The organism is Enterocloster sp. 210928-DFI.2.20 (genome assembly GCF_020554465.1).
Lineage (GTDB): Bacteria > Bacillota > Clostridia > Lachnospirales > Lachnospiraceae > Enterocloster > Enterocloster bolteae.
Genome location: NZ_JAJCHK010000033.1, coordinates 45,375 through 67,542, shown reverse-complemented (window position 1 = coordinate 67,542; position 22,168 = coordinate 45,375). Strand labels below are relative to the sequence as shown.

General features: G+C 50.9%; 18 protein-coding genes. 14 read left to right on the top strand and 4 right to left on the bottom strand.

What is annotated here, in order from left to right:
* Positions 1–215 precede the first annotated feature (215 nt).
* Complete coding sequence (locus LI015_RS22640; protein WP_227126428.1) at positions 216–1,004, top strand: class I SAM-dependent methyltransferase; 789 nt, start codon at positions 216–218, stop codon at positions 1,002–1,004.
* Positions 1,005–1,085: 81 nt separating this feature from the next.
* Here LI015_RS22640 and LI015_RS22635 read toward each other — a convergent pair whose 3' ends face one another.
* The 4 genes from LI015_RS22635 to ychF form a co-directional block, all read right to left on the bottom strand.
* Entirely contained in the window at positions 1,086–2,336 is a 1,251-nt protein-coding gene (locus LI015_RS22635; RefSeq protein ID WP_002567049.1) for an MFS transporter, read from the bottom strand.
* Complete coding sequence (locus LI015_RS22630; RefSeq protein WP_227126427.1) at positions 2,333–3,010, bottom strand: TetR/AcrR family transcriptional regulator; 678 nt, start codon at positions 3,008–3,010, stop codon at positions 2,333–2,335. The genes LI015_RS22635 and LI015_RS22630 overlap by 4 nt, the downstream gene beginning before the upstream one ends.
* A 249-nt stretch (positions 3,011–3,259) precedes the next feature.
* Positions 3,260–3,844 (bottom strand): helix-turn-helix domain-containing protein, encoded by a 585-nt coding sequence (locus LI015_RS22625; RefSeq protein WP_021894039.1) that lies wholly within the window; start codon positions 3,842–3,844, stop codon positions 3,260–3,262.
* A gap of 368 nt (positions 3,845–4,212) precedes the next feature.
* On the bottom strand, positions 4,213–5,310 hold the full coding sequence (ychF, locus tag LI015_RS22620; protein ID WP_002567053.1) for a redox-regulated ATPase YchF: 1,098 nt from the start codon (positions 5,308–5,310) through the stop codon (positions 4,213–4,215).
* A gap of 792 nt (positions 5,311–6,102) precedes the next feature.
* Between ychF and nox the strand changes: the two genes are divergently transcribed.
* The 13 genes from nox (at position 6,103) to LI015_RS22555 (ending at position 22,122) form a co-directional block, all read left to right on the top strand.
* Positions 6,103–7,440 carry a H2O-forming NADH oxidase gene (gene nox, locus LI015_RS22615; protein WP_002567054.1) on the top strand — a complete coding sequence of 446 codons (1,338 nt, stop codon included), beginning with the start codon at positions 6,103–6,105 and terminating at the stop codon, positions 7,438–7,440.
* Between the two features lie 87 nt (positions 7,441–7,527).
* The gene (gene lgt / locus LI015_RS22610; RefSeq protein ID WP_002567055.1) at positions 7,528–8,418 is read left to right on the top strand and encodes a prolipoprotein diacylglyceryl transferase; all 891 of its coding nucleotides are present in this window, start codon (positions 7,528–7,530) and stop codon (positions 8,416–8,418) included.
* 386 nt (positions 8,419–8,804) lie between these two features.
* Complete coding sequence (gene mraZ, locus LI015_RS22605) at positions 8,805–9,230, top strand: division/cell wall cluster transcriptional repressor MraZ (protein WP_002567056.1); 426 nt, start codon at positions 8,805–8,807, stop codon at positions 9,228–9,230.
* Positions 9,230–10,177, top strand: coding sequence for a 16S rRNA (cytosine(1402)-N(4))-methyltransferase RsmH (gene rsmH / locus LI015_RS22600; RefSeq protein WP_002567057.1), 948 nt, complete (start codon positions 9,230–9,232; stop codon positions 10,175–10,177). The genes mraZ and rsmH overlap by 1 nt, the downstream gene beginning before the upstream one ends.
* A 114-nt stretch (positions 10,178–10,291) precedes the next feature.
* Positions 10,292–10,822, top strand: a complete 531-nt coding sequence (locus LI015_RS22595) for a septum formation initiator family protein (protein ID WP_002567058.1) — start codon at positions 10,292–10,294, stop codon at positions 10,820–10,822.
* A gap of 13 nt (positions 10,823–10,835) precedes the next feature.
* Complete coding sequence (locus LI015_RS22590) at positions 10,836–13,223, top strand: peptidoglycan D,D-transpeptidase FtsI family protein (RefSeq protein WP_227126426.1); 2,388 nt, start codon at positions 10,836–10,838, stop codon at positions 13,221–13,223.
* Positions 13,224–13,294: 71 nt separating this feature from the next.
* Positions 13,295–15,085, top strand: a complete 1,791-nt coding sequence (locus LI015_RS22585) for a peptidoglycan D,D-transpeptidase FtsI family protein (protein ID WP_002567060.1) — start codon at positions 13,295–13,297, stop codon at positions 15,083–15,085.
* Positions 15,086–15,155: 70 nt separating this feature from the next.
* Complete coding sequence (mraY, locus tag LI015_RS22580) at positions 15,156–16,124, top strand: phospho-N-acetylmuramoyl-pentapeptide-transferase (protein WP_002567061.1); 969 nt, start codon at positions 15,156–15,158, stop codon at positions 16,122–16,124.
* A 163-nt stretch (positions 16,125–16,287) separates the two neighbouring features.
* Complete coding sequence (gene murD, locus LI015_RS22575) at positions 16,288–17,646, top strand: UDP-N-acetylmuramoyl-L-alanine--D-glutamate ligase (protein WP_118019241.1); 1,359 nt, start codon at positions 16,288–16,290, stop codon at positions 17,644–17,646.
* Positions 17,647–17,659: 13 nt separating this feature from the next.
* Complete coding sequence (locus tag LI015_RS22570; RefSeq protein ID WP_002567063.1) at positions 17,660–18,889, top strand: FtsW/RodA/SpoVE family cell cycle protein; 1,230 nt, start codon at positions 17,660–17,662, stop codon at positions 18,887–18,889.
* A 93-nt stretch (positions 18,890–18,982) separates the two neighbouring features.
* Entirely contained in the window at positions 18,983–20,257 is a 1,275-nt protein-coding gene (murA, locus tag LI015_RS22565; protein WP_002567064.1) for a UDP-N-acetylglucosamine 1-carboxyvinyltransferase, read from the top strand.
* 74 nt (positions 20,258–20,331) lie between these two features.
* On the top strand, positions 20,332–21,063 hold the full coding sequence (locus LI015_RS22560) for a cell division protein FtsQ/DivIB (protein WP_002567065.1): 732 nt from the start codon (positions 20,332–20,334) through the stop codon (positions 21,061–21,063).
* A gap of 201 nt (positions 21,064–21,264) precedes the next feature.
* Positions 21,265–22,122: a MurR/RpiR family transcriptional regulator gene (locus LI015_RS22555; protein ID WP_002567066.1), complete on the top strand. Its 858-nt coding sequence runs from the start codon at positions 21,265–21,267 to the stop codon at positions 22,120–22,122.
* Positions 22,123–22,168 lie beyond the last annotated feature (46 nt).

Sequence of the window (22,168 nt, the reverse complement as noted above, 5' to 3'; positions counted from 1 at the left end):
AAAAGGAATCTGAAAGCCTTATATTTACTGGCTTAGAGATTCCGAGAGATTATATATCCGGCAAGGAGGGTATATGAGAAAAAGCATGTCAGATAACTACCCGGCGCAGCCTTAAGGCAGACAGCCATTGTGTCGGGACTGGAAATACCGGCTGTCGTTTTTAGGGCTGCAGCGTATCCATGGAACAAGTGATGAAGATGGAAGGAGCAGCCGATATGAAGACGGAGGAATTAAGAAAGATATGGAAAGCCGAGGAGGCTTTGGCACACATCCACGGGTGGGATTTTTCACACATAGACAGCAGGTACAGGGAGGAAGGAAGCCTGCCCTGGGATTACAGGAAAATTATCCTGTCCCATCTTGGGGACAGGGATTATCTTTTGGACATGGACACAGGGGGAGGCGAATTCCTGCTCTCACTGGGCCATCCATACTCCAGAACCAGCGCCACAGAGGCATATCCTCCCAATGCAGAGCTGTGCCGGAGGCTTCTGGCGCCCCTGGGAATTGATTTCAGGGAGGCGCCGGGGAATCAGACGCTGCCCTTTGCGGACAGCTGTTTTGACATGGTAATAAACCGTCATGGAAATTATGATGCGGGGGAAGTGAACCGTATCCTGAAAATGGGCGGCATTTTCATAACCCAGCAGGTGGGGGAGGACAATGACAGGGAATTGGTGGAGCTGCTTTTGCCCGGCACGCCAAAACCTTTCCCGGGAATGAATCTGAAGGAGCAGTCCAAAAAGCTTAAGGAGTCCGGGTTTGATATTCTGGAGCAAGGTGAAGCCTTCTGTCCCATATGCTTTTTTGACGTAGGGGCGCTTGTATGGTTTGCCAAAATCATTGAGTGGGAATTCCCCGGCTTCTGTGTGGATGGCTGTCTGGACAGACTGGCTGCCGCCCAGGGCCTTTTGGAGTCCGGGGGCTCCATTGAGGGGACCATCCACCGCTATATGATAACTGCCAGGAAGAGGGAACCCGTGTATTTGGAACCCATGTATTAAGGGAACGCTCGCATTAGGGGAACACTCACATTAAGGGAATGCTCGCATCAAGGGAACGCTCGCATCAAGGGAACGCTCAAATTAAGATACGGCGGTTTCTGACCATAACTTCCTGGCGGCCAGGGAAATCACCGCCATGGCAATGCAGGTGAAAAGGGCAGGAAGGTAAATCCTTGCCGGGAAGGTCTGGAAGATAAATCCGCAGACCAATTGGCCCAGGGGAGCCGCGCACTGTGACACTGCCGTGATAATGGCCATCACCTTTCCAAGATTTTCGTTGGGAGTCTCCTTCTGGACCTTTGTGATAACGAAGATGGAAATGATGGTCATAATCATGGCAATGGGGACAGCGCAGGCCAGGAACATCAGATAGGACGGATAAAAACCGCGGCTGATCCATGCAGGGGTTACGGACAGTGCCATGGGAAGGAACAGAAGGGCGATGGCTGCCAGAAGGCGGTGCAGGTTTTCCATGCGCATCTTTTTAGCGGCAGCGCCCATGGACAGGGCGCCTAATATAGTAGCTAGATTGATGGTTCCCATGCCGATTCCGTACATGGCGTCCGTGCTTTTCATGGCTGTCCTTAAAATGACAGGCCCTCCCACCACAAAAAACGGGGTCAGAACCAGATTCAGCAGGGAAGCCAGAATCATGGAGCGCAGTATGAGAGGATTTCGGCCGACATAGGAAAAGCCTTCCTTTAAGTCGGCCGCAATGGTGGGAATGACGGGCATGGTGAATTCGCGTTTGCGGAAAGGAATATGGATGAACAGCTCCAGTACAGCGGAACAGATAAATGCGGTTCCGCTGACGCACACCAGGGCTTTGACCCCGAATATGCCGTAGAACATTCCGCCAATCAGCGGGGCCGCCACATTGGAGAGGGCCTGGACCCCGTTTACAAGGCCGTTTGCTCCCTCCAGATGTTCCTCCTTCACCAAAAGGGGAATGCTGGCCGTCACCGCCGGTCCATACATGGAACTGATGACAGAGAGCAGTATCAGGACAGCGCCTGTAAGAAAGATGGAAGTCCCCCCCAGACGGAGGCTTACATAGTACAGAGATATGATTATACCGCTGGTAAAGTCGAAGAGCACCATCAGATTGCGCCTGTTAAAACGGTCGGCAACAGCTCCGCCTACAGGGGAAATCAGAAGAGGAATATTGGAGAATGCATACAGGGCGGCGTAGATGTCCGCCCTTCCCGTAATGTCCAGTACATAGAGGGACAGGGCAAACCGCAGCAGGGCAGATCCCAGTATGGATATAATCTGCCCGATTACCATGAGGCGGAAATCCCTGTTTCCCGATATGGGACTATTTGCCATCATTCATTCCTCCGTGATTCTGATTCCTGTAAAATACATCCGCTTCCCGCGGCCAAAATCTGTTTCATGGGTTCAAAGGTTCCTTTTTCAGCGCCCAGGACAGCTTCCATGGCTTCTATGAATCCGTTTATCTTTTGTTCCATCTCACAAGGTGTCCATGTAAACATAGAGGAATCAAACAATATCTGCCCGGAAACCAATAGTATCTGCATGGCTTCCAGTGGATGCTCTGTGGAGAACAGGCGCTCCTTCACTCCCTGGGAAGCGATCTCGCCCAGGATGGGGGAGAGGGCCAGAATCGAGCGCACAATGCTTTTTTCGTGCATCAGGGCATTGGCCGGCAGATGGAACTCCTCAATCATCCTGTCCTTGGGGCCATCTGTCCGGGGCTGTCCGGCAGCTATGATCCGGCATATTTTCCGGACCGGTGATATACTCTTATCCATGGCTATCAGCCGGGCCTTTTGTACGTCCTGTTCAATGAAACGTTCTATGATGGCATCCATCACCTCTTCCTTGGATTTAAAATAATAATAAAAAGTACCCTTTGCAATACCTACCTGATTCAGGATATCAATAATGGTGGTTTTTGAGTATCCTTTTTCTGTAATAAGCGTCTCAGCAGCGTCCAGAATTTCATTTCTCCGTTCGTCGGCTTCCTTAACAATACGCGCCATGTCTTGCCCTCCTATCTTATAGACCGACCGTCGGTCTATAAGATATCATACATGATATGAAGGGCAATGTCAATGGGATTTAAGAGAAAGAGCTGTATTGGGGAGAAATGTGGAATTGGAAGTACGGCTGAAAACCTTGTGTTGAAAGGCGGCTTGTTTAGTTACTCTGTTACCGGCTGCCAATACGAATTTTAATGGCAGCTGGGTTGCTTCAGTAAATTAACGGCAACAGGGAGGTGTCTGGTGTATCTACAGACTGACCGAGAAAAGCCCGTGGCTGTTACAGCAGATATACAGCACTCCGTGACCAGACCTGGGGAAACGTACCTGGGCTGCCTGTTCCGGATATAGTTTCATCAAAAGCACTCTGTCATAGACGGCATATGCCATGAAGGTGATATAGTGCTGCTTTTCCATATCATGTTCCAGGGTGATGTAATAATCGCCCTCCACTGCTTTTGCAGACACGCTGTGGGAAAGGTCCGCGGGCCTGGCTTTCAGGGCATTCAATTTCCTGCCGCAGCAGGAGATTTCCGCCATGCCTGTGCTGGATATTACATTTCCGCAGACAGGGCATACATAGAATTTGATTCGTTTCATATTTCCTCCATCTTTTTTATTGGGCTCCAAATCGCCCAACAGTATTTTTTCAATATTAACTTCTAAAATATCAGAAAGCTCCCGCAGAAGGGATACGTCGGGGCATCCGGCGCCGCGTTCCCATTTGGAAATAGTCCTGTCGCTGATGTTCATGGCATTGGCCAGGGCCTTCTGGGTCATTCCTTTTTCTGTTCTCAGGGTATAAATCAGATTTCCTACTTTGCTGCAATCCATGTTTCTTCACCTCCTTGTCTATCATAGCCCATATGGGGGATAAATACAACAAACGCTCCGTGGAGTCTGTGGAGGCAGCGGAACCGGGGATACTGAAGAGGGGAGGATGGAATGCCCGGTTGAAGGAAAGGAGGTGATGGAAGATGGTGAGAAGGAGAACGAAGGAAAATGAGGGCGAAAGAAGGTGAAGGAGGAAGAATAAGGAGAAAAAGAAAAAAAGAAAAAAGAAGAAACCGGCATCATCCATGGCTGCAGTGTGACGGACGACGCCGGTTTTTCATTGTCATATGAATAGAAAGCTTAAGATTTATAAAACTTGTGTAAATGATTTTAATTACAGTTGCAAAGCAACGGCTGTTTATACACGCCTATACATTAAAGCGGAAGAGCACAACATCCCCGTCCCTCATGACATATTCCTTGCCCTCGGAACGTACCAGGCCTTTTTCCTTGGCTGCATTCATGCTGCCGCAGGCCATCAGGTCGTCGTAGTTGACTACTTCGGCGCGGATGAATCCACGTTCAAAGTCGCTGTGAATCTTTCCGGCTGCCTGGGGTGCCTTGGTGCCCACCTTGATAGTCCATGCACGGCTCTCCTGGGGGCCTGCTGTCAGGTAGCTCATAAGGCCCAGGATGCGGTAGCTGGCTGCAATCAGTTTCTCCAGACCGGACTCTGTAAGGCCAAGGTCGTCTAAGAACATCTTTTTCTCGTCGTCATCCAGCTCAGCGATTTCCTGTTCAATCTCAGCGCAGATAACGAATACCTCACAGTTGTTCTCGCCGGCAAAGCCGCGGACTGCCTGGACATACTGGTTGTCCGCACCGTCGTTTGCAAGGTCATCCTCAGCTACATTGGCGGCAAAGATGACGGGTTTCCATGTAAGAAGGTTCAGGGTATTGATGAACTCCATGGCATCATCGTCGTCCGGCTCAAAGCTGCGGGCCAGCTTTCCGTCTTCCAGGTGGGCTTTGATGGCTTTTAACAGCTCCACTTCCTTTGCCAGTTCCTTGTTGTTGAACGCACCCTTGGACTGCTTGGCAATGCGGCGCTCCAAGATTTCAATGTCGGAGAAAATCAGCTCCAGATTAATGGTCTCAATGTCGCGGATAGGGTCAATGCTGCCGTCCACGTGAATGACATTGGGGTCGTCAAAACAGCGTACTACATGAACAATGGCGTCCACTTCACGGATGTTGGAAAGAAACTGGTTGCCCAGACCTTCACCTTTGGAGGCTCCCTTTACCAGACCTGCAATGTCCACGAACTCGATGACGGCAGGGGTGGTTTTTTCTGAATTGTACATGGCGGTAAGTTTGTCCAGGCGGACATCGGGAACCGGAACCACACCTACGTTGGGGTCAATGGTACAGAACGGGTAGTTGGCTGATTCCGCACCTGCCTTTGTCAAAGAATTGAAGAGGGTACTCTTGCCGACGTTGGGGAGTCCTACGATACCTAATTTCATATGATTACCTTCCTATCTGTATGTGATATATGATGGTTCAAATACGCCCTGGCTCCTGGCGGGGGCGTTCTGATTCAATTAAAGCTTTATTATCATATCATAAAAAGAGGGGAAATTAAAGGGGAAAATGTGTGGGGTGGGAGATGGGAGGGATGGTACGCGGACAGGGAAGGGGATCGGGAAAATGAACGGGCGGGGGCGGGGAGATTTGGCTAATGGTTCCCCCGGTTCCGCCTAAGTGACAGCACCCCTCGGTAAAAATCGCCGAATCTCCCCGCCCCCGCCCGCTCATTTTCCGGCTGCTCTTTTGCTTGTCCGCTGTCTCATCCTCCCATAAGGAGAGGAGTGATGGCCGATGGATGTGAGGATAATTGCGGGTGTGAGGAATTTTCTCGCGTGAAGCGTCGAGGGTGTTTGGCGGAGATGTAAAAAGGATGAGGAGAAAATTCCTCATTTTTGGATGAGGGCGGACTTATGGGTTGTTTGGAGATGAGCAGAGCTTTGAAGGTGAGATTTTTGCTCGGCCAATAGGGGATGAGGTGGAATGTGGATAGACATAATGGCTGGATGCGGGGTTTTAATAATCCTGTGTGGGATTCCTTCTTATTATATAATATATTTTATATAACACATTTGGGTTTGGCGGGGGATGGGATGCGGGGGGATTGATAATATAGGCTTTTTTGGCAATAATAGTTATGAGTGTATTCTGTAATATTGACCGTATGGTGTTTGGGTATGTTAGTAATCAGGCAGGATTTTAAATTTCAGGATAGCAGGAGGTTATTGAATATGAAAGAAACAATTGTCGTTATCGGGGCGAATCATGGGGGGACGGCGGTTTTGAATACTATTTTGGACCAGTTTCCGGGAAATCGGGTGGTGGCTTTTGACAGGAACTCTGATATCAGCTTTCTGGGGTGCGGTATGGCGCTTTGGATTGGCGGACAGATTTCCGGGCCAGAGGGGCTGTTCTATTCCAGTAAGGAGGCTTTTGAGGAAAAGGGCGCTGTCATTCATATGGAGACAGAGGTTGAAAGAATTGATTTTGACGGCAAGGCTGTGTATGCCAGGGGAAAGGACGGAAAGAGTTATGTGCAGGAGTATGATAAACTGATTCTGGCCACCGGGTCTGTTCCGCTGCGCCCTGAGATTGAGGGGATGGAGCTGGATAATGTGCAGTTTGTGAAGCTGTATCAGAATGCCAGGGATGTGATTGAGAAGCTTAAGGATACTTCTGTTAAGAAGGTGGCTGTGGTGGGCGCCGGATATATCGGGGTGGAGCTGGCTGAGGCGTTTAAGAGGAATGGCCGGGAGGTGGTTTTGATTGACCTGGCGGATACATGCCTGTCCGGATATTATGACAGGGAGTTTTCTGACAGGATGGCGCACAATCTGCAGGAGCACGGGGTGAAGCTGGCTTTTGGGGAGAAGGTGGTGAGACTGGAGGGCAAAAGACGGGTGGAACGTGTGGTGACGGACCAGGGATGTTATGAGGCGGATATGGTGGTATTCGGCATTGGATTTAGGCCCAACACATCCCTTGGACAGGGGAGACTCAGGACCTTTGGAAATGGGGCCTTTCTGGTGGACCGCAGGCAGGAGACAAGCGTGCCCGGGGTGTATGCGGTGGGGGACTGCGCTACGGTTTATAACAATGCCATACAGGCTGCGGATTACATTGCCCTGGCTACCAACGCGGTGCGCTCCGGAATCATCGCGGCCCATAACGCGTGCGGCAAGGTTCTGGAATCCGTGGGCGTTCAGGGATCCAACGGAATCAGTATATGGGGACTTCACATGCTCAGCACGGGAATCAGCCTGGCCAGGGCAAAGCGGATGGGATACGACGCTGCGGCAGCGGATTATGAGGACTGGCAGAAGGCAGAGTTTATGGAGAACGGAAACCATAAGGTGAAGATACGTATTGTATATGACAGGAAATCCAGAATCATACTGGGAGCCCAGATGTGCTCGGATTATGACGTATCCATGGGTATCCACATGTTCTCCATGGCAGTGGAGGAACAGGTGACCATAGATAAGCTGAAGCTGTTTGATCTGTTCTTCCTCCCTCATTTTAACAAGCCCTATAACTATGTGACCATGGCTGCGCTGGGGGCTGAGTAGGATTAATGCTGGTAAATACCTTCTTGCTTTTTATACTGCTTCGGGGTAAAATGGGAAAGTATATCACTTAGGAAGGAGATTTTCTTTATGGAAGCAGTTACGGGAGCGGATTTGAGTTTTGTGAATCTGGGTATTACCATAGAGCATCTGCCTAACAGCATCACTGTGTTTGGATTCAGGATTGCCTTTTACGGTATCATTATAGGGCTTGGGATGCTGGCCGGCATGGCCATCGCGTGTTCAGACGCTAAGAGAAGAGGGCAGGACCCGGATATTTATTTGGATTTTGCGCTTTACGCCATTATATTTTCCATTATGGGGGCCAGGGCCTACTATGTTATTTTCGACTGGGCAAATTATAAGGATGATTTGCTGCAGATATTTAACCTCAGGGCAGGTGGACTGGCTATTTACGGGGGTGTCATTGCGGCGGCCCTGACTCTCATCGTATTTACGAAGAAACGAAAGCTGTCCTTTTTCTCCATGGCTGACAGCGGTGTCCTGGGTCTGATTACAGGACAGATGATCGGCAGGTGGGGGAATTTCTTCAACTGCGAAGCCTTTGGCGGGTATACGGACAACCTGTTTGCCATGCGAATCCGGAAAAGCCTGGTGAATCCTGCCATGATATCCCAGCAGCTTGTGGACAATGAGATTGTGGAAAATGGCATTGCCTATATCCAGGTGCATCCCACCTTCCTGTATGAATCACTTTGGAACCTGGGCGTGCTGGTGTTCATGCTGTGGTACAGGAAGCGCAAGAAGTTTGAAGGAGAGATGCTGTGGGTGTATTTCCTTGGATACGGACTGGGAAGGGTTTGGATTGAAGGACTGAGGACGGATCAGCTAAAGATTCCGGGAACGGGGTTCGCCGTGTCCCAGCTTTTATCGGCTGCGCTGGTGGGCGTGTCGGCGGCAGTGATTATTTACCGCCATCGTCACCCGAAAAAGGGGGACAAAGTGGAGGAATCCGCCTAGAGTGTGCCTGAAAATCATTCCCGGCATCTGCCTGCCCCCACTTTTGGGTAAACGGCAGGAAAGTGGTGGGAGAAATCATGGGATTGTCCCCCACCAGGGGCATTAAAGACTGAAAAAATCAATATTTTGTGTCTGTTGCGGGACTCGTCCCACATATAGAGGCAGTTGCGGAAAAGCCCGCAGCTGCCTTATTTTTTCGCAATTTTTTTATAAGATTTCCGTAAAAACTTCTTGCCATTTCCCAAAATCTGTACTATGATGGACATACAAGTGGTAGAAAGTGGTGCAAAGTGGTAGAAGATGGTTGTTAAGTGGATGAAGTGGGGGATTTCGGATGTCTCCCACAATAGTCCACTACCGCTCCGGTGTACGGCAGGTGATAAGTTATGTTCATGGGTGAGTACAATCATACAGTCGATGCGAAGGGACGGCTTATCGTACCTTCCAAATTCAGAGAGCAGTTAGGCGATGAATTCGTTGTTACGAAGGGCCTTGATAACTGCCTTTTTGTGTATGAGAATTCAGAATGGGCCGCCCTGGAAGAAAAGCTTCGCACACTGCCTCTGACCAATGCGGCCGGACGTAAGTTTTCACGTTTCCTCTTAGCAGGAGCTACCACCTGTGAAGTAGACAAGCAGGGAAGGATTCTCCTTCCGGCCGTGCTTCGTGAGTTTGCCGGAATCGAGAAGGATGCAGTACTGGTAGGTGTGGGCAGCCGCATTGAAATATGGAGTAAGGATAAATGGCTGGATGCAAACACCTTTGATGATATGGAAGAGATTGCAGAACATATGGAAGGTTTGGGAATTTAATGGAGGAATCAACATTTGTACATAAGTCCGTACTTTTATATGAGACAGTGGGAAGTCTGAATATCAAGCCTGGAGGCTTGTATGTGGACGGCACCCTGGGCGGCGGCGGACATGCCTATGAGGTGTGTAAGCGTTTGGGCAGCGGAAAACTGATTGGCATAGACCAGGATGCGGACGCCATCGAGGCGGCCGGGAAAAGGCTTCTGCCGTTTCAGGACAAGGTGACCATTGTCAGAAGCAATTATGCCAATATTAAGGAAGTACTGAAGGAGTTGGAAATTGAGGGAGTGGACGGGATTTATCTGGACCTGGGAGTATCCTCCTATCAGCTGGATACGGCTTCCAGAGGATTTACCTACCGTGAGGACGCGCCTCTTGACATGAGAATGGACCAGAGGAACGATGTCACGGCCGCCCATATCATTAATACCTACAGCGAGATGGAGCTGTACAGGATTATCCGGGATTACGGGGAGGATAATTTTGCAAAGAATATAGCAAAGCACATTGTAAGGGCAAGAGGGGAACACCCCATAGAGACCACCGGGGAGCTGGCGGAGATCATAAAGGGGGCCATTCCGGCCAGGGTAAGGGCAACGGGAGGCCATCCGGCCAAACGGACCTTTCAGGCTATCCGCATTGAATGCAACCATGAGCTGGAGGTTTTGGAACAGTCCATTGATACCATGATAGACCTTCTGAATCCGGGAGGCCGCCTCAGTATCATTACCTTCCATTCACTGGAAGACAGGATTGTAAAGAGCCGTTTCCGGTTAAATGAGAATCCCTGCATCTGTCCTCATGATTTTCCTGTCTGCGTGTGCGGCCGGAAAAGCAAGGGGAAGGTGGTATCCAGAAAACCCATATTGCCGTCAGAAGAAGAACTGGAGGAAAACAGCCGTTCTAAAAGCGCAAAGCTGCGCGTCTTTGAGCGGGGACAGTCTTAGTAAGAGGACAAGACCTTTTTCCGGTTATGAAAATACGAAAGACAGCAGGCAGCAGAAAAGACCGGCCCATGCCGGTGTCCGCTGCCGGATTCAGATAGAAGGGAGGATAAGGTTATGGCTGCAAGGGCGCAGGCGTCGTCAGGACGCAGGAATACACATAGAAATACCAGACCCGTGTACGGCAATGATTATGTACAGGGTTCTGCCGCACCAAAGCTAAGGCCCCAGACTGCTCCAAAGCAGGAGACCAGGCCGGGGAAACCATCAGGCAGCCAGTCGGTCCGGAGTAATCACCGGATCCGCCGCAATCAGGAGCGTGCCATGTATATGGACCTTCCATATGTCATCATGCTTACCATTGCGTCTGTGTTTACCTTATACCTCTGTATCAACTACCTCCATGTGCAGTCCTCCATCACGGCCAGGATGCACCATATTGAGCAGATGGAGGCAGAGCTGGAACAGCTCAGGGCGGAGAACGACGCTCTGGAGACCAGCATCAATACCAGCATCGACCTCAACAAGATATATGAGATTGCCACCAAGGAGTTGGGAATGGTGTATGCCAAAAAGGACCAGGTGCTGTTATATGACAAGACAGAAAGTGAGTATGTAAGACAGTATGAAGACATCCCGGAACACTAAATCCGGGGGCCGTATGGGGAAAGGCAGCAGCGGCAGCGGGAACGGCCCCAGGGATCAGGAACAATACAGAAATGAACAACGGAACAATCAACGGGGAAAGTATTATTATCCCAAGTATATACAAGAGAAGCTGGCAATCACCGTCCTGGTGATTACGCTGGCTTTATTTGCATTAGTCATGATTTTGTACCGGATCATAAAGGACAACAACGAGCAGTACAATAAAATCGTGCTCTCCCAGCGCCAGCAGGAGTATGACAGCCGTGTCATCCCATACCGGAGGGGAGATATTGTGGACAGGAACGGCACCTATCTGGCTACCAGCGAGAAGGTGTATAACCTGATTATTGATCCGGGACAGATCATGTCGGATCCGGAAAATTATCTGGAGCCAACCATTCAGGCCCTGGTGACCAATTTTGGTTTTGATGCCGGGGAGCTGCGGACCCTGATTGAGGAGCGGAAGGAGTCAGCCTATCTCAGATATAATAAGGGACGCCAGCTCACCTATGACCAGAGGGTGGCATTTGAACAGATGGCCAAAGAGACAAATGAAGCCTACCGCAAGAGCGATAATGACGCGGAGGCCAAGAAGCGGGTTAAGGGCATCTGGTTTGAGGATGAGTATAAGCGTATATATCCCTACAATTCCCTGGCCTGCAATGTCATAGGCTTTACCAGCAGTGACGGAAGCGTGGGCACCGGAGGCATTGAGCAGTATTACAACAGCAGCCTGATCGGGGTCAACGGACGCGAATATGGATACCTGGACCAGGATTCCAATTTGGAGGGCGTGGTGAAACCGGCTTCCAACGGCAATACGGTGGTTTCAACCATTGATGTGAACATCCAGAACATTGTACAGAAATATATTGACGAGTGGCAGACCAATGTGGGAAGCAAGGTGACGGCGGCCATTGTCATGAATCCCAACAACGGGGAAATCCTGGCTATGGGAACCAGCAATAAATTCGACCTGAATAATCCCAGGGATGTATCCGGCTATACGGAGCAGGAGCTGTTTGACCTGGGGAAAAAGGAGGCAGCGGCTGTGTACCGGCGGGAAAATGACGGTGCAGTCATTACCGAGGACCAGGTGACGGAGCATTTTTCCAGGGAAGATGTGATCTCCTACGGACAGCAGGTGGCGTGGAACCAGATATGGAGGAATTTCTGCGTCAGCGATACCTATGAACCGGGATCGCCTTCCAAGATTTTTACCGTGGCCACCGGACTGGAGGAAGGGGTGCTTAAAGGAAATGAAAGCTTTGAGTGTACCGGTTACCTCCATGTGGGAGATTATAACATCAAATGTACGGCCTGGCGCAGGGGCGGCCACGGGTGGCTGAACCTCCAGGAATCACTGATGCAGTCCTGCAATGTGGCCATGATGCGCATTGGAGCCATGATAGGAAGAGAGCGATTTACCAAATATCAGGGCATCTTTGGGTTTGGCGACAAGACGGGGATTGACCTTCCCGGGGAGGCAGACACCAGCGGTCTGGTTTACAGCGCGGACGACATCGGGCCTACGGACCTGGCCACCAATGCCTTTGGACAGAACTACAACTGTACCATGGTGCAGCTGTCCGCGGCGTTCTGCTCTGTTCTGAACGGGGGTTCCTACTATGAACCCCATGTGGTGAAGCAGATTCTCAATGAGCAGGGGTCCGTGGTGGAGAAAAAGGAGCCTGTGCTGGTGCGGGAGACTGTATCCCAGTCCACCTCTGATTTCCTGAAGGAGGCCATGTTCCAGACCGTTGAGACAGGTACGGGAAAGGCGGCCCAGGTCATTGGCTATGATGTGGGCGGCAAGACGGGTACGGCTGAGAAGCAGCCCCGAAGCGCTAAGAATTATCTGGTGTCCTTTGCCGGATTTGCGCCCATTGAGGATCCGCAGGTATTTGTGTACGTGGTCATTGACACGCCCAATTATCCGCCGGGAGAGCAGCAGGCCCACAGCTCCTATGCAAGCGCTGTTTTCTCCAAAATCATGACAGAAATACTTCCTTATCTGAATATATTCCCCACCAAGGACCTTCCTGAAAGTGAGGCAATCCAGGAAAGCCTGCCATCCTCAGAGGGCATTAATGAGCCGGTATCTGAGACAGAGGGCGCAGAGGGAACAGAGGAGACTCCGGCTGAGACAGAGAAGCAGTATGAGACAGATGAATACATGCCGGGCGGAGAGGAAGGAGAAGGCGCGGGCAGCGGTGTGCCGGACGCAGTGCCCACTGTGGCTGGGGACGGAAACGGAGAAGGGACAGGCCCCTCGTCCCTTCCGGTGAAGGCGCCGCCCCGCCAATCCAATGAAAGCAGCACTCAGGCAGGTCCTGCCGGGGAAAGCACCCAGGCAACAGAACCCTCCTCAGCAGGGGAGACGGCCAAGCCATCTGAGTAATCAGGAGAAAGATTCATAAAATGTGACGGGCTCCAATATATTATTAACAATGATGGACACCGGAGCTGCTCATGTATTCTAATTTAACGAAACACAGAAAGAATATAGCCGTCCTGGCACTGCTCATAGCCATCGTCATGGTGAGCCTGTCAGGGCGGCTTGGTTATCTCATGCTGTTCTGTTCAGAGCATTACAGCGCCATGGCCGAGGACCTGCACCAGAGGGAGCGTACCATTAAGGCGGCCAGGGGGCGTATCATTGACGCCAACGGGGTCGTCATCGCTGATAACAGGACAGTTTGTACCATTTCCGTCATATACAATCAGGTAAAGGACCGGGAGCAGGTCATACGGGTACTGTGCGATGAACTGGATCTGGATGAGGAGCTGGTGAGAAAACGGGTGGAGAAGCGCAGTTCCAGGGAAATCATCAAGACCAATGTGGACAAAGAGCTGGGGGACCAGATACGTTCCTACCGGCTGGCAGGGGTCAAGGTGGATGAGGACTACAAACGGTATTATCCCTACGACAGCCTGGCATCCAAGGTCCTGGGATTTACCGGGGGAGACAACCAGGGCATCATCGGCCTGGAAGTAAAATACGAGAAATATCTGAAAGGAATGAACGGAAAGATACTCACCATGTCCGATGCAAAGGGCGTGGAGATAGAGAATGCCGCAGAGGACAGGATTGAACCCATACCGGGCAATGATCTTCACATCAGCCTGGATGTGAATATACAGAAATATGCGGAGCAGCTGGCTTACCAGGTGCTGGAGAAGAAAAATGCCAAGAAGGTATCCATCATTGTCATGAATCCCCAGAACGGGGAGCTGATGGCCATGGTCAATGTTCCTGAATTTAATCTGAACGACCCTTTCACCCTGAACCAGAACCTGCGAAGCCAGAGTCTCCAGGAGATGGCTGCCGCCAACCAGGGGGCCACAGGGGCGGGCAAACAGGAGTTGTTAAACCAGATGTGGAGGAATACCTGCATCAATGATACCTATGAGCCTGGTTCCACCTTCAAAATCATCACAGCGGCAGCCGGCCTGGAGTCAGGTGTGGTGAAGCTGACAGACCAGTTTTCCTGTCCCGGATTCAGGGTGGTGGAGGACCGGAAGATAAGGTGCCATAAAGTGGGGGGACACGGGGCCGAAACCTTTTTGCAGGGCGCCATGAATTCCTGCAACCCGGTGTTCATTGACGTGGGGCAGCGCCTGGGCGTGGATGGCTATTACAAGTATTTTACCCAGTTCGGACTGAAGGGAAAGACGGGGATCGACCTGCCCGGCGAGGCAGCCACCATCATGCACAAAAAAGAGAACATGGGACTGGTGGAGCTGGCCACGGTTTCCTTTGGCCAGTCCTTCCAGATTACACCGGTTCAGCTTATCACCACGGCAGCTTCCATTGTCAATGGAGGAAACCGGGTGACCCCTCATTTTGGCGTGGAGACCGTCAGCGCCGACGGTACATCGGTCCACAAGCTGGATTATCCTTCCGGGGGAAGAATTCTGTCGGAGGAGACCAGCGCCACCATGCGGTATGTGCTGGAGCAGGTGGTATCGGAGGGAAGCGGCAAAAAGGCAAAGTTAGAGGGATACCGCATCGGCGGCAAGACAGCCACGTCGGAGAAGCTTCCGCGAAGCCTTAAAAAATATATTTCATCGTTTATCGGCTTTGCACCGGCTGACAATCCGCAGGTTATGGCCCTCATTACCATTGATGAGCCGGAGGGGATTTATTACGGCGGAACCATAGCTGCCCCGGTGGTCGGAGATTTATTTAAGAATATACTTCCTTATCTGGGAATTGAGGCAGTACAGGAAGAAACTGCTGTACACCTTTCCAATCCATAGTTGATTATTCCCGGAAAAAGACGTATACTAATTACCAAATAAGACATACATATGAGATTGAGGTGCCTTTATGATTCATGAAACCATACTAGCTATTATCATTGCATTTGCCATCAGCGCATTGCTTTGCCCCATTATCATCCCTTTCCTGCACAAGCTTAAATTCGGGCAGCAGGTCAGGGACGACGGACCGGAGAGCCATCTGAAAAAGCAGGGAACGCCTACCATGGGCGGCCTGATTATACTCAGCAGCATCATCATTACATCTGTCTTTTATATTCCCAGCTATCCTAAAATCATTCCCGTGCTGTTTGTCACGGTAGGATTTGGCATTATTGGTTTTTTGGATGATTATATCAAGATTGTGATGAAGCGTTCCGAGGGGCTGAAGCCCATGCAGAAGTTAGTGGGCCAGTTCATCATCACAGGCATCTTCGCCTGGTACCTGCTTAACAGCGGGGAGGTGGGAACGGATATGCTGATTCCTTTTACGGGAGGTTTTGACGGAGGCAGTTTCCTGTCCCTGGGAATCTTCTTTGTACCCGCGCTGTTCTTCATTATGCTGGGAACGGATAACGGGGTGAATTTTACCGATGGTTTGGACGGTCTCTGTACAAGCGTTACCATACTGGTTGCCACCTTTCTTACCATTGTGGCCATCGGTGAGGACATGGGCATCAGCCCCATAACCGGAGCAGTGGTGGGAAGCCTGCTGGGATTTTTGCTGTTCAATGTATATCCGGCCAAGGTGTTCATGGGGGATACAGGCTCCCTGGCCCTGGGCGGTTTTGTGGCAGCCTCCTGTTATATGATGCGCATGCCCCTGTTTATTCCTGTCATAGGGCTTATCTATTTAGTTGAGGTACTGTCCGTCATTATCCAGGTAACCTATTTTAAGCGCACCGGCGGCAAGCGTATTTTTAAAATGGCGCCCATCCACCACCATTTTGAGCTGTGCGGATGGTCGGAGACAAGGGTGGTGGCTGTATTCGCCATCGTGACCGCCATCCTCTGCATGGTGGCTTATCTGGGGCTGTAGATATCAGTATCGCACGTAAGAGACCAAAGGACGGTCTCTAAGTGCTCATAACGAACCGCTGCACTAAGCTCGAAAAGACCTCGCTAAGTGCAGCGGAATGTATCGCACGTAAGAGACCAAAATACGGTCTCTAAATGCTCATAACGAGGAGGTTAGTTGACAAATGAACCAAAGTCAGAGAGTTTTAGTGGCTGGAACGGGAATCAGCGGTATTGCTGCTGCAAAGCTGGTTCTGGAACGGGGCGGAGATGTGGTGCTTTATGACGGCAATGCCGCCTTAAAGGAAGAAGATATCAAAGAGAAATTTGACAGGGATGCAAAGGTGACCGTGGTGCTGGGGGAAATCAAGCGTTCCGACCTGCTGGGAGTGGAGCTGTGCATTATCAGTCCCGGTATACCCCTTGACAGTCCTTTTGTGGCCGTTGTGGACGATGCCAAGATTCCTATTTTAGGAGAGATTGAGCTGGCCTACCAGTGCGGCCTGGGGAAGCTGGCCGCCATCACGGGAACCAATGGAAAGACTACCACCACAGCCCTCACAGGGGAGATATTAAAGGCCCGCTATGAGGAGGCATTTGTGGTGGGAAATATTGGGGATCCATATACCTCCAAGGTTCTGGAGATGACTGAGGATTCCGTGACCGTTGCAGAGGTGTCCAGCTTCCAGCTGGAGACCATCATGGATTTCAGGCCCAATGTCAGCGCTATTTTAAACATAACCCCGGACCATCTGAACCGCCACGGCACCATGGAAAACTATATCCGCATCAAGGAGTGCGTTACCCTGAACCAGACAAAGGAGGATGCGGTGGTGCTCAACTACGACGATCCTGTCCTCAGGGAGTTTGGCCAGAATCCGGAGCTTAAGCCCAGGGTTATCTGGTTCTCCAGCAGGGAAATGTTAAAGGACGGTTTCTGCATGGACGGGGATAACATCGTGTACTGCCAGAACGGCCGTCAGACCGTTGTGGTCAATGTTCATGACATGCAGCTTCTGGGTCGGCATAATTATGAGAACGCCATGGCGGCAGCAGCCATTGCCCTGGAGATGGGAGTTCCCATGTCTGATATTACAAGGGTCATTGAGGGGTTCCATCCGGTGGAGCACAGAATCGAGTTCGTAAGGGAACGCACCGGAGTCAGATATTATAACGATTCCAAGGGTACTAATCCGGATGCAGCCATCCAGGCTCTCAGAGCCATGCCGGGCCCCACCCTTCTCATTGCGGGCGGCTATGATAAAAACAGCGAATACGATGAGTGGGTATCCGAGTTTGAGGGCAAGGTGAGATATCTGGTGCTCATAGGACAGACCAGGGATAAGATTGCGGAGTGCGCAAAGAAGCATGGTTTTACTGAAATCATGTACGCAGAAGATATGCAGGAGGCAGTGCAGGTATGCGCCGTATATGCGGACATCGGAGATTATGTGCTGTTAAGCCCCGCCTGTGCCAGCTGGGGTATGTTTAAAAATTATGAAGAGCGGGGACGCGTCTTTAAGGAGTGCGTCATGGCTTTGTAGGAGGTAAATGCGTATGGCGGGAAAGGTGCAGACGGCAGCCGGACCCTCCGGCCAGATGAGACGTCCGGCCGGGAGCGGGGAGCGTATGGAGCAGCAGATGCCAAAGAAAAAGAAGAAGGCCAAGCGTTTTTATGATTACAGCCTTTTGTTCTGCATCATTTTCCTGACAGCTTTCGGGCTGGTAATGATTTACAGCGCCAGCTCCTATTCAGCGCAGCTGAGCAAGGCATATAACGGAAACGGTGCATATTTTATGCAGAGGCAGGCGGGAATCGCGGCAGTGGGACTGGTGGCCATGCTCATCATTTCCAAGATAGATTATCACATATTTGCCCGGTTCTCCGTGTTTGCCTATCTCATGTCATACATACTTATGATTGCGGTGAGCCTGGTTGGCCGCGAGGTCAACGGCAAGAAGCGCTGGCTGGGAGTGGGGCCTTTGAGCTTCCAGCCCACGGAGTTCGTCAAGATAGCCCTGATTGTGCTTCTGGCCGCGGTGATAACCACTATGGGCATGAAAATTAATAAATGGAAAAATATGGGATATGTTGTGGCCCTGACCCTTCCCATAGCGGGATTGGTGGCCATGAACAACTTAAGCTCCGGCATCATTGTCTGCGGAATCGCGTTTGTCATGCTGTTCGTGTCATGTAAGGTGAAGTGGCCCTTTTTCTCCATCGGGGCCCTGGGACTTACCACCCTGGCCTTTGCCGGGCCCATAGGCAAGTTCCTGACAACGGTGGGACTGCTCCAGCCTTATCAGTACCGGCGAATCGAGGCATGGCTGAATCCGGAGTCCGACCCTACGGACAAGGGATTCCAGGTTCTCCAGGGACTCTACGCCATTGGTTCCGGCGGACTGGTGGGCCAGGGGCTGGGAGAGAGCATACAGAAGCTGGGTTTTTTGCCCGAGTCCCAGAACGATATGATATTTGCCATAATATGTGAGGAGCTGGGGCTGTTTGGGGCCGTGTCCATTATCCTCATATTTCTGTTCATGATATACAGGTTCATGATTATAGCCAATAATGCCCCTGATTTGTTCGGGGCCCTGCTGGTGGTGGGCGTCATGGGACACATTGCCATTCAGGTTATCCTGAACATAGCGGTTGTGACCAATACCATTCCCAACACGGGAATCACCCTTCCCTTTATCAGTTACGGGGGAACGTCGGTGCTGTTCCTCTTGATGGAAATGGGAATCGTCCTAAGCGTGTCCAATCAGATAAAACTTGAAAAGTAACAGCAGGAATACCGCACAAGCGGGCACGTCCCGGCATATGCTTTAAGTAGAAGGTGTTTTCTACGGAAGGCATAGATACCAGGAGGTGCCCCATTGTCTGTCATTCAGGTTTGTGGTCTTACTCCCTTAAAGGGAGAGATATCCATACAAGGTTCTAAAAACGCCGTACTGCCCATGATGGCTGCGGCTTTACTTCACAGAGGGGTTACGGTGCTGACCAATGTCCCGGTCATACGGGACGTGGCCTGTATGCTGGACATACTGGAAAGCCTGGGCTGCCGGTGCTGCCACAAGGGGGACTGTCTTGTGATGGATGCCCGCAGCGTCACAGGGACATCCATCCCTGAGGAGTATGTCACGGCCATGCGTTCCTCCATCGTGGTGTTAAGCGCCCTGCTGGGCCGCATGGGAGAGGGCAGCTGCTGTTATCCGGGCGGATGTCTCATAGGAGCCAGGCCCATTGACCTGCACCTGATGGCGCTGAGGGCCCTGGGAGCCGATATCAGGGAACGGGATGGGACCATAGAGGCCAGCTGCAGGAAGAACGGCGGACTTAAGGGCACGGAAATCCATCTGTCCTATCCAAGCGTGGGGGCCACGGAACAGGCCATACTGGCATCTGTCCTGGCAGACGGGGTGACCATCATCCACCAGGCTGCCAGGGAACCGGAAATCAGCCAGATGTGCCGCTTCCTTAATAATATGGGGGCTGTTATCTGCGGCATGGGAACCGACCATCTGATGGTACAGGGAGTGGCCGGGCTTCATGACAGCAGCTTCCGGGTGGAGGGAGACCGGATAGTGGCCGGTACCTACGGGGCTGCCGTTGTGGCGGCTGGAGGAGAGGCCCTTTTGCGTGGCATTTGCCCGTCTGACCTTAAGGTGCCTTTGGAGGAATTCCAAAAGGCCGGCGCGGCGGTGGATGCCGATGAAAAAAACCGCCAGATTCGGATATGCATGGGAAAACGTCCCCTTCCCCTTCTTATTAAAACAGAGCCGTATCCCGGTTTTCCCACGGATTTGCAGTCGCCCTTCATGGCATTTCTGGCAACTGCCCAGGGAACCAGTTATATCGAGGAACAGGTCTTTGAGGGAAGATTTGCAACGGCAAAAATCCTGGAGCAGATGGGTGCCGTCATACGCACGGAGGACCAGAGAGCTGTGATTGAGGGGCATTATCCCCTGAAGGGAGCTGCTGTCAATGCCTGCGACTTAAGAGGCGGGGCAGCCCTGATGGTGGCGGCCCTGGCCGCGGAGGGGGATACATTCATCGGGGAATGCCATCACATTGAGCGGGGGTACGAGGACATATGCAGGGACATGGCAGCTTTGGGCGCCCATATCCGCTGGGTGGGGAAGGACTCCTGACGGCCGGAAAAAGTTCCCGCAGACGGGAGCGGATTTATGGCAGGGAAGAATGATTTTACCAGGTGAGGTACAGTATGAGAAATTATGGCAGTAAACATCATATAGGGGCAGGTATTGCCGTGGCAGTGGTACTGCTGCTGGCAATCCTGCTTTTGTCTGTACAGATTCAGCATGTGACGGTGACGGGAAGCGACAGGTATTCCGCCAAACAGGTGGAAGAGCTTCTGTTCACCGGCAGATGGGGGAAGAATTCAGCCCACGCTTATTTTTCGGACAAGTTCCGTCCCCACATCCAGATTCCCTTTGTGGAGGATTATAAAGTGGTTTTCCACAATCCGCTTGACGTAGAAGTGATTATATATGAGAAGAGCATTGTGGGATATGTGTCCTACATGAGCAGCTTCATGTATTTTGACAAGGACGGCATTGTGGTGGAGAGTTCGGGAAGCCAGCTGCCCGGCGTCCCGTGGATTACAGGCATGGAATTCGGCAGAATCGTGCTGCACCGCCCCCTTCCCGTGGATGATAAGAACATTTTTGAGGAGATACTGAACCTGACACAGCAGCTGTCAGTCTATGATATTGCCGTGGACCGCATCCAGTATGATTCCCACGGACAGGCTACCCTGTTCATCGGAAAGATGGAGGTTACCATGGGAGATCACACGGATATTGACGGAAAGATTTCCACGCTCAACGATATTCTTAAGGCCCAGCCCCAGCTTACGGAAATTAGCGGGACCATGAAGCTGGACAACTATTCGGAGTCCAACAGCGGGGCCGGGATTACATTTAAAAAGAAGTAATAAAGAAGTGATTTGCTTCGGTTCAATCCGCTTATAAAAAAGCATTATTCATAATCTGAATAGTGCTTTTTTCTGTAAGGTACAAAATATAAGAGGTTCAAGGGGGTGCAGGGGGTGAAAATAAAATAAAAATTCAAAAAATAATATAATATATTGAAATTATATTTCAAATACGATATAATAATATCCAGGAGGTAGAAAATGGACAATCCAAATACGAGTTATCAGCTGAGAGTGCAATCAATATTGCCTTCCATCAACAAAAAGAATGAAATGAAGATTTATGAATTCATAGAGATAAACAGGAAGGAAATCATACATATGTCTGTGGCGGATGCGGCGGAGGCTTGCGGGGTCAGTGAGGCAGCCATAGTCAGATATGCACAGAAATTAGGGTACAAGGGATACCAGGCCATGAAAATCAGCATTGCCCAGGACGTAATTGAGCCGGGACAGCAGATTTACGGCCAATTGTCAAAGGGAGATACCATTCCTACGATTGTGGATAAGATATTTGATTCAAATATCCAGTCATTAAGGGATACAAGCGACGTGCTCAGCAGGGAGAATATAGATGAGGCGGTTAATCTGATATTGGGATGCAGGCGCCTTTTGTTTTTTGGAGTGGGCGGTTCCGGCTGTGTTGCCATGGACGGGCAGCATAAGTTTTTAAAGATTGGTTATATGGCCATGGCATTTACGGACAGTAATCTGCAGGCCATGGCTGCGTCTGTACTTACATCCCGGGACGTCTTGGTGGCTGTTTCCCATTCCGGGGCATCCAAGGACATTCTCATGGCCATGGACATTGCAAAACAATCCGGGGCAAAGACAATCGCTATTACCAATTATGGGAAGTCGCCCATTGTGGAAAAGGCGGATGTTGTTCTGTATACATCTTCCAATGAGACTGCCTTTAACAGCGATGCATTGTCATCCAGAATAGCGGAGCTGACAATCATTGATATGCTGTATATAGGAGTATCTTATAAGAGATACGATGAATCATATGCCAATATACTTAAGACGAGGAAGGCATTGGATTCCACTAAAATATAAAGGAGGTGAATAAAAAAGGAACATGAAGTCAACGTATGGAGAGAGG

What these genes read in the sequence shown, in the direction of transcription:
- LI015_RS22640 (WP_227126428.1), top strand. Translation starts at nt 216, where the DNA reads ATGAAGACGGAGGAATTAAGAAAGATATGGAAAGCCGAGGAGGCTTTG.
- LI015_RS22635 (WP_002567049.1), bottom strand. Translation starts at nt 2,336, where the DNA reads ATGATGGCAAATAGTCCCATATCGGGAAACAGGGATTTCCGCCTCATG.
- LI015_RS22630 (WP_227126427.1), bottom strand. Translation starts at nt 3,010, where the DNA reads ATGGCGCGTATTGTTAAGGAAGCCGACGAACGGAGAAATGAAATTCTG.
- LI015_RS22625 (WP_021894039.1), bottom strand. Translation starts at nt 3,844, where the DNA reads ATGGATTGCAGCAAAGTAGGAAATCTGATTTATACCCTGAGAACAGAA.
- ychF (WP_002567053.1), bottom strand. Translation starts at nt 5,310, where the DNA reads ATGAAATTAGGTATCGTAGGACTCCCCAACGTCGGCAAGAGTACCCTC.
- nox (WP_002567054.1), top strand. Translation starts at nt 6,103, where the DNA reads ATGAAAGAAACAATTGTCGTTATCGGGGCGAATCATGGGGGGACGGCG.
- lgt (WP_002567055.1), top strand. Translation starts at nt 7,528, where the DNA reads ATGGAAGCAGTTACGGGAGCGGATTTGAGTTTTGTGAATCTGGGTATT.
- mraZ (WP_002567056.1), top strand. Translation starts at nt 8,805, where the DNA reads ATGTTCATGGGTGAGTACAATCATACAGTCGATGCGAAGGGACGGCTT.
- rsmH (WP_002567057.1), top strand. Translation starts at nt 9,230, where the DNA reads ATGGAGGAATCAACATTTGTACATAAGTCCGTACTTTTATATGAGACA.
- LI015_RS22595 (WP_002567058.1), top strand. Translation starts at nt 10,292, where the DNA reads ATGGCTGCAAGGGCGCAGGCGTCGTCAGGACGCAGGAATACACATAGA.
- LI015_RS22590 (WP_227126426.1), top strand. Translation starts at nt 10,836, where the DNA reads ATGGGGAAAGGCAGCAGCGGCAGCGGGAACGGCCCCAGGGATCAGGAA.
- LI015_RS22585 (WP_002567060.1), top strand. Translation starts at nt 13,295, where the DNA reads ATGTATTCTAATTTAACGAAACACAGAAAGAATATAGCCGTCCTGGCA.
- mraY (WP_002567061.1), top strand. Translation starts at nt 15,156, where the DNA reads ATGATTCATGAAACCATACTAGCTATTATCATTGCATTTGCCATCAGC.
- murD (WP_118019241.1), top strand. Translation starts at nt 16,288, where the DNA reads ATGAACCAAAGTCAGAGAGTTTTAGTGGCTGGAACGGGAATCAGCGGT.
- LI015_RS22570 (WP_002567063.1), top strand. Translation starts at nt 17,660, where the DNA reads ATGGCGGGAAAGGTGCAGACGGCAGCCGGACCCTCCGGCCAGATGAGA.
- LI015_RS22560 (WP_002567065.1), top strand. Translation starts at nt 20,332, where the DNA reads ATGAGAAATTATGGCAGTAAACATCATATAGGGGCAGGTATTGCCGTG.
- LI015_RS22555 (WP_002567066.1), top strand. Translation starts at nt 21,265, where the DNA reads ATGGACAATCCAAATACGAGTTATCAGCTGAGAGTGCAATCAATATTG.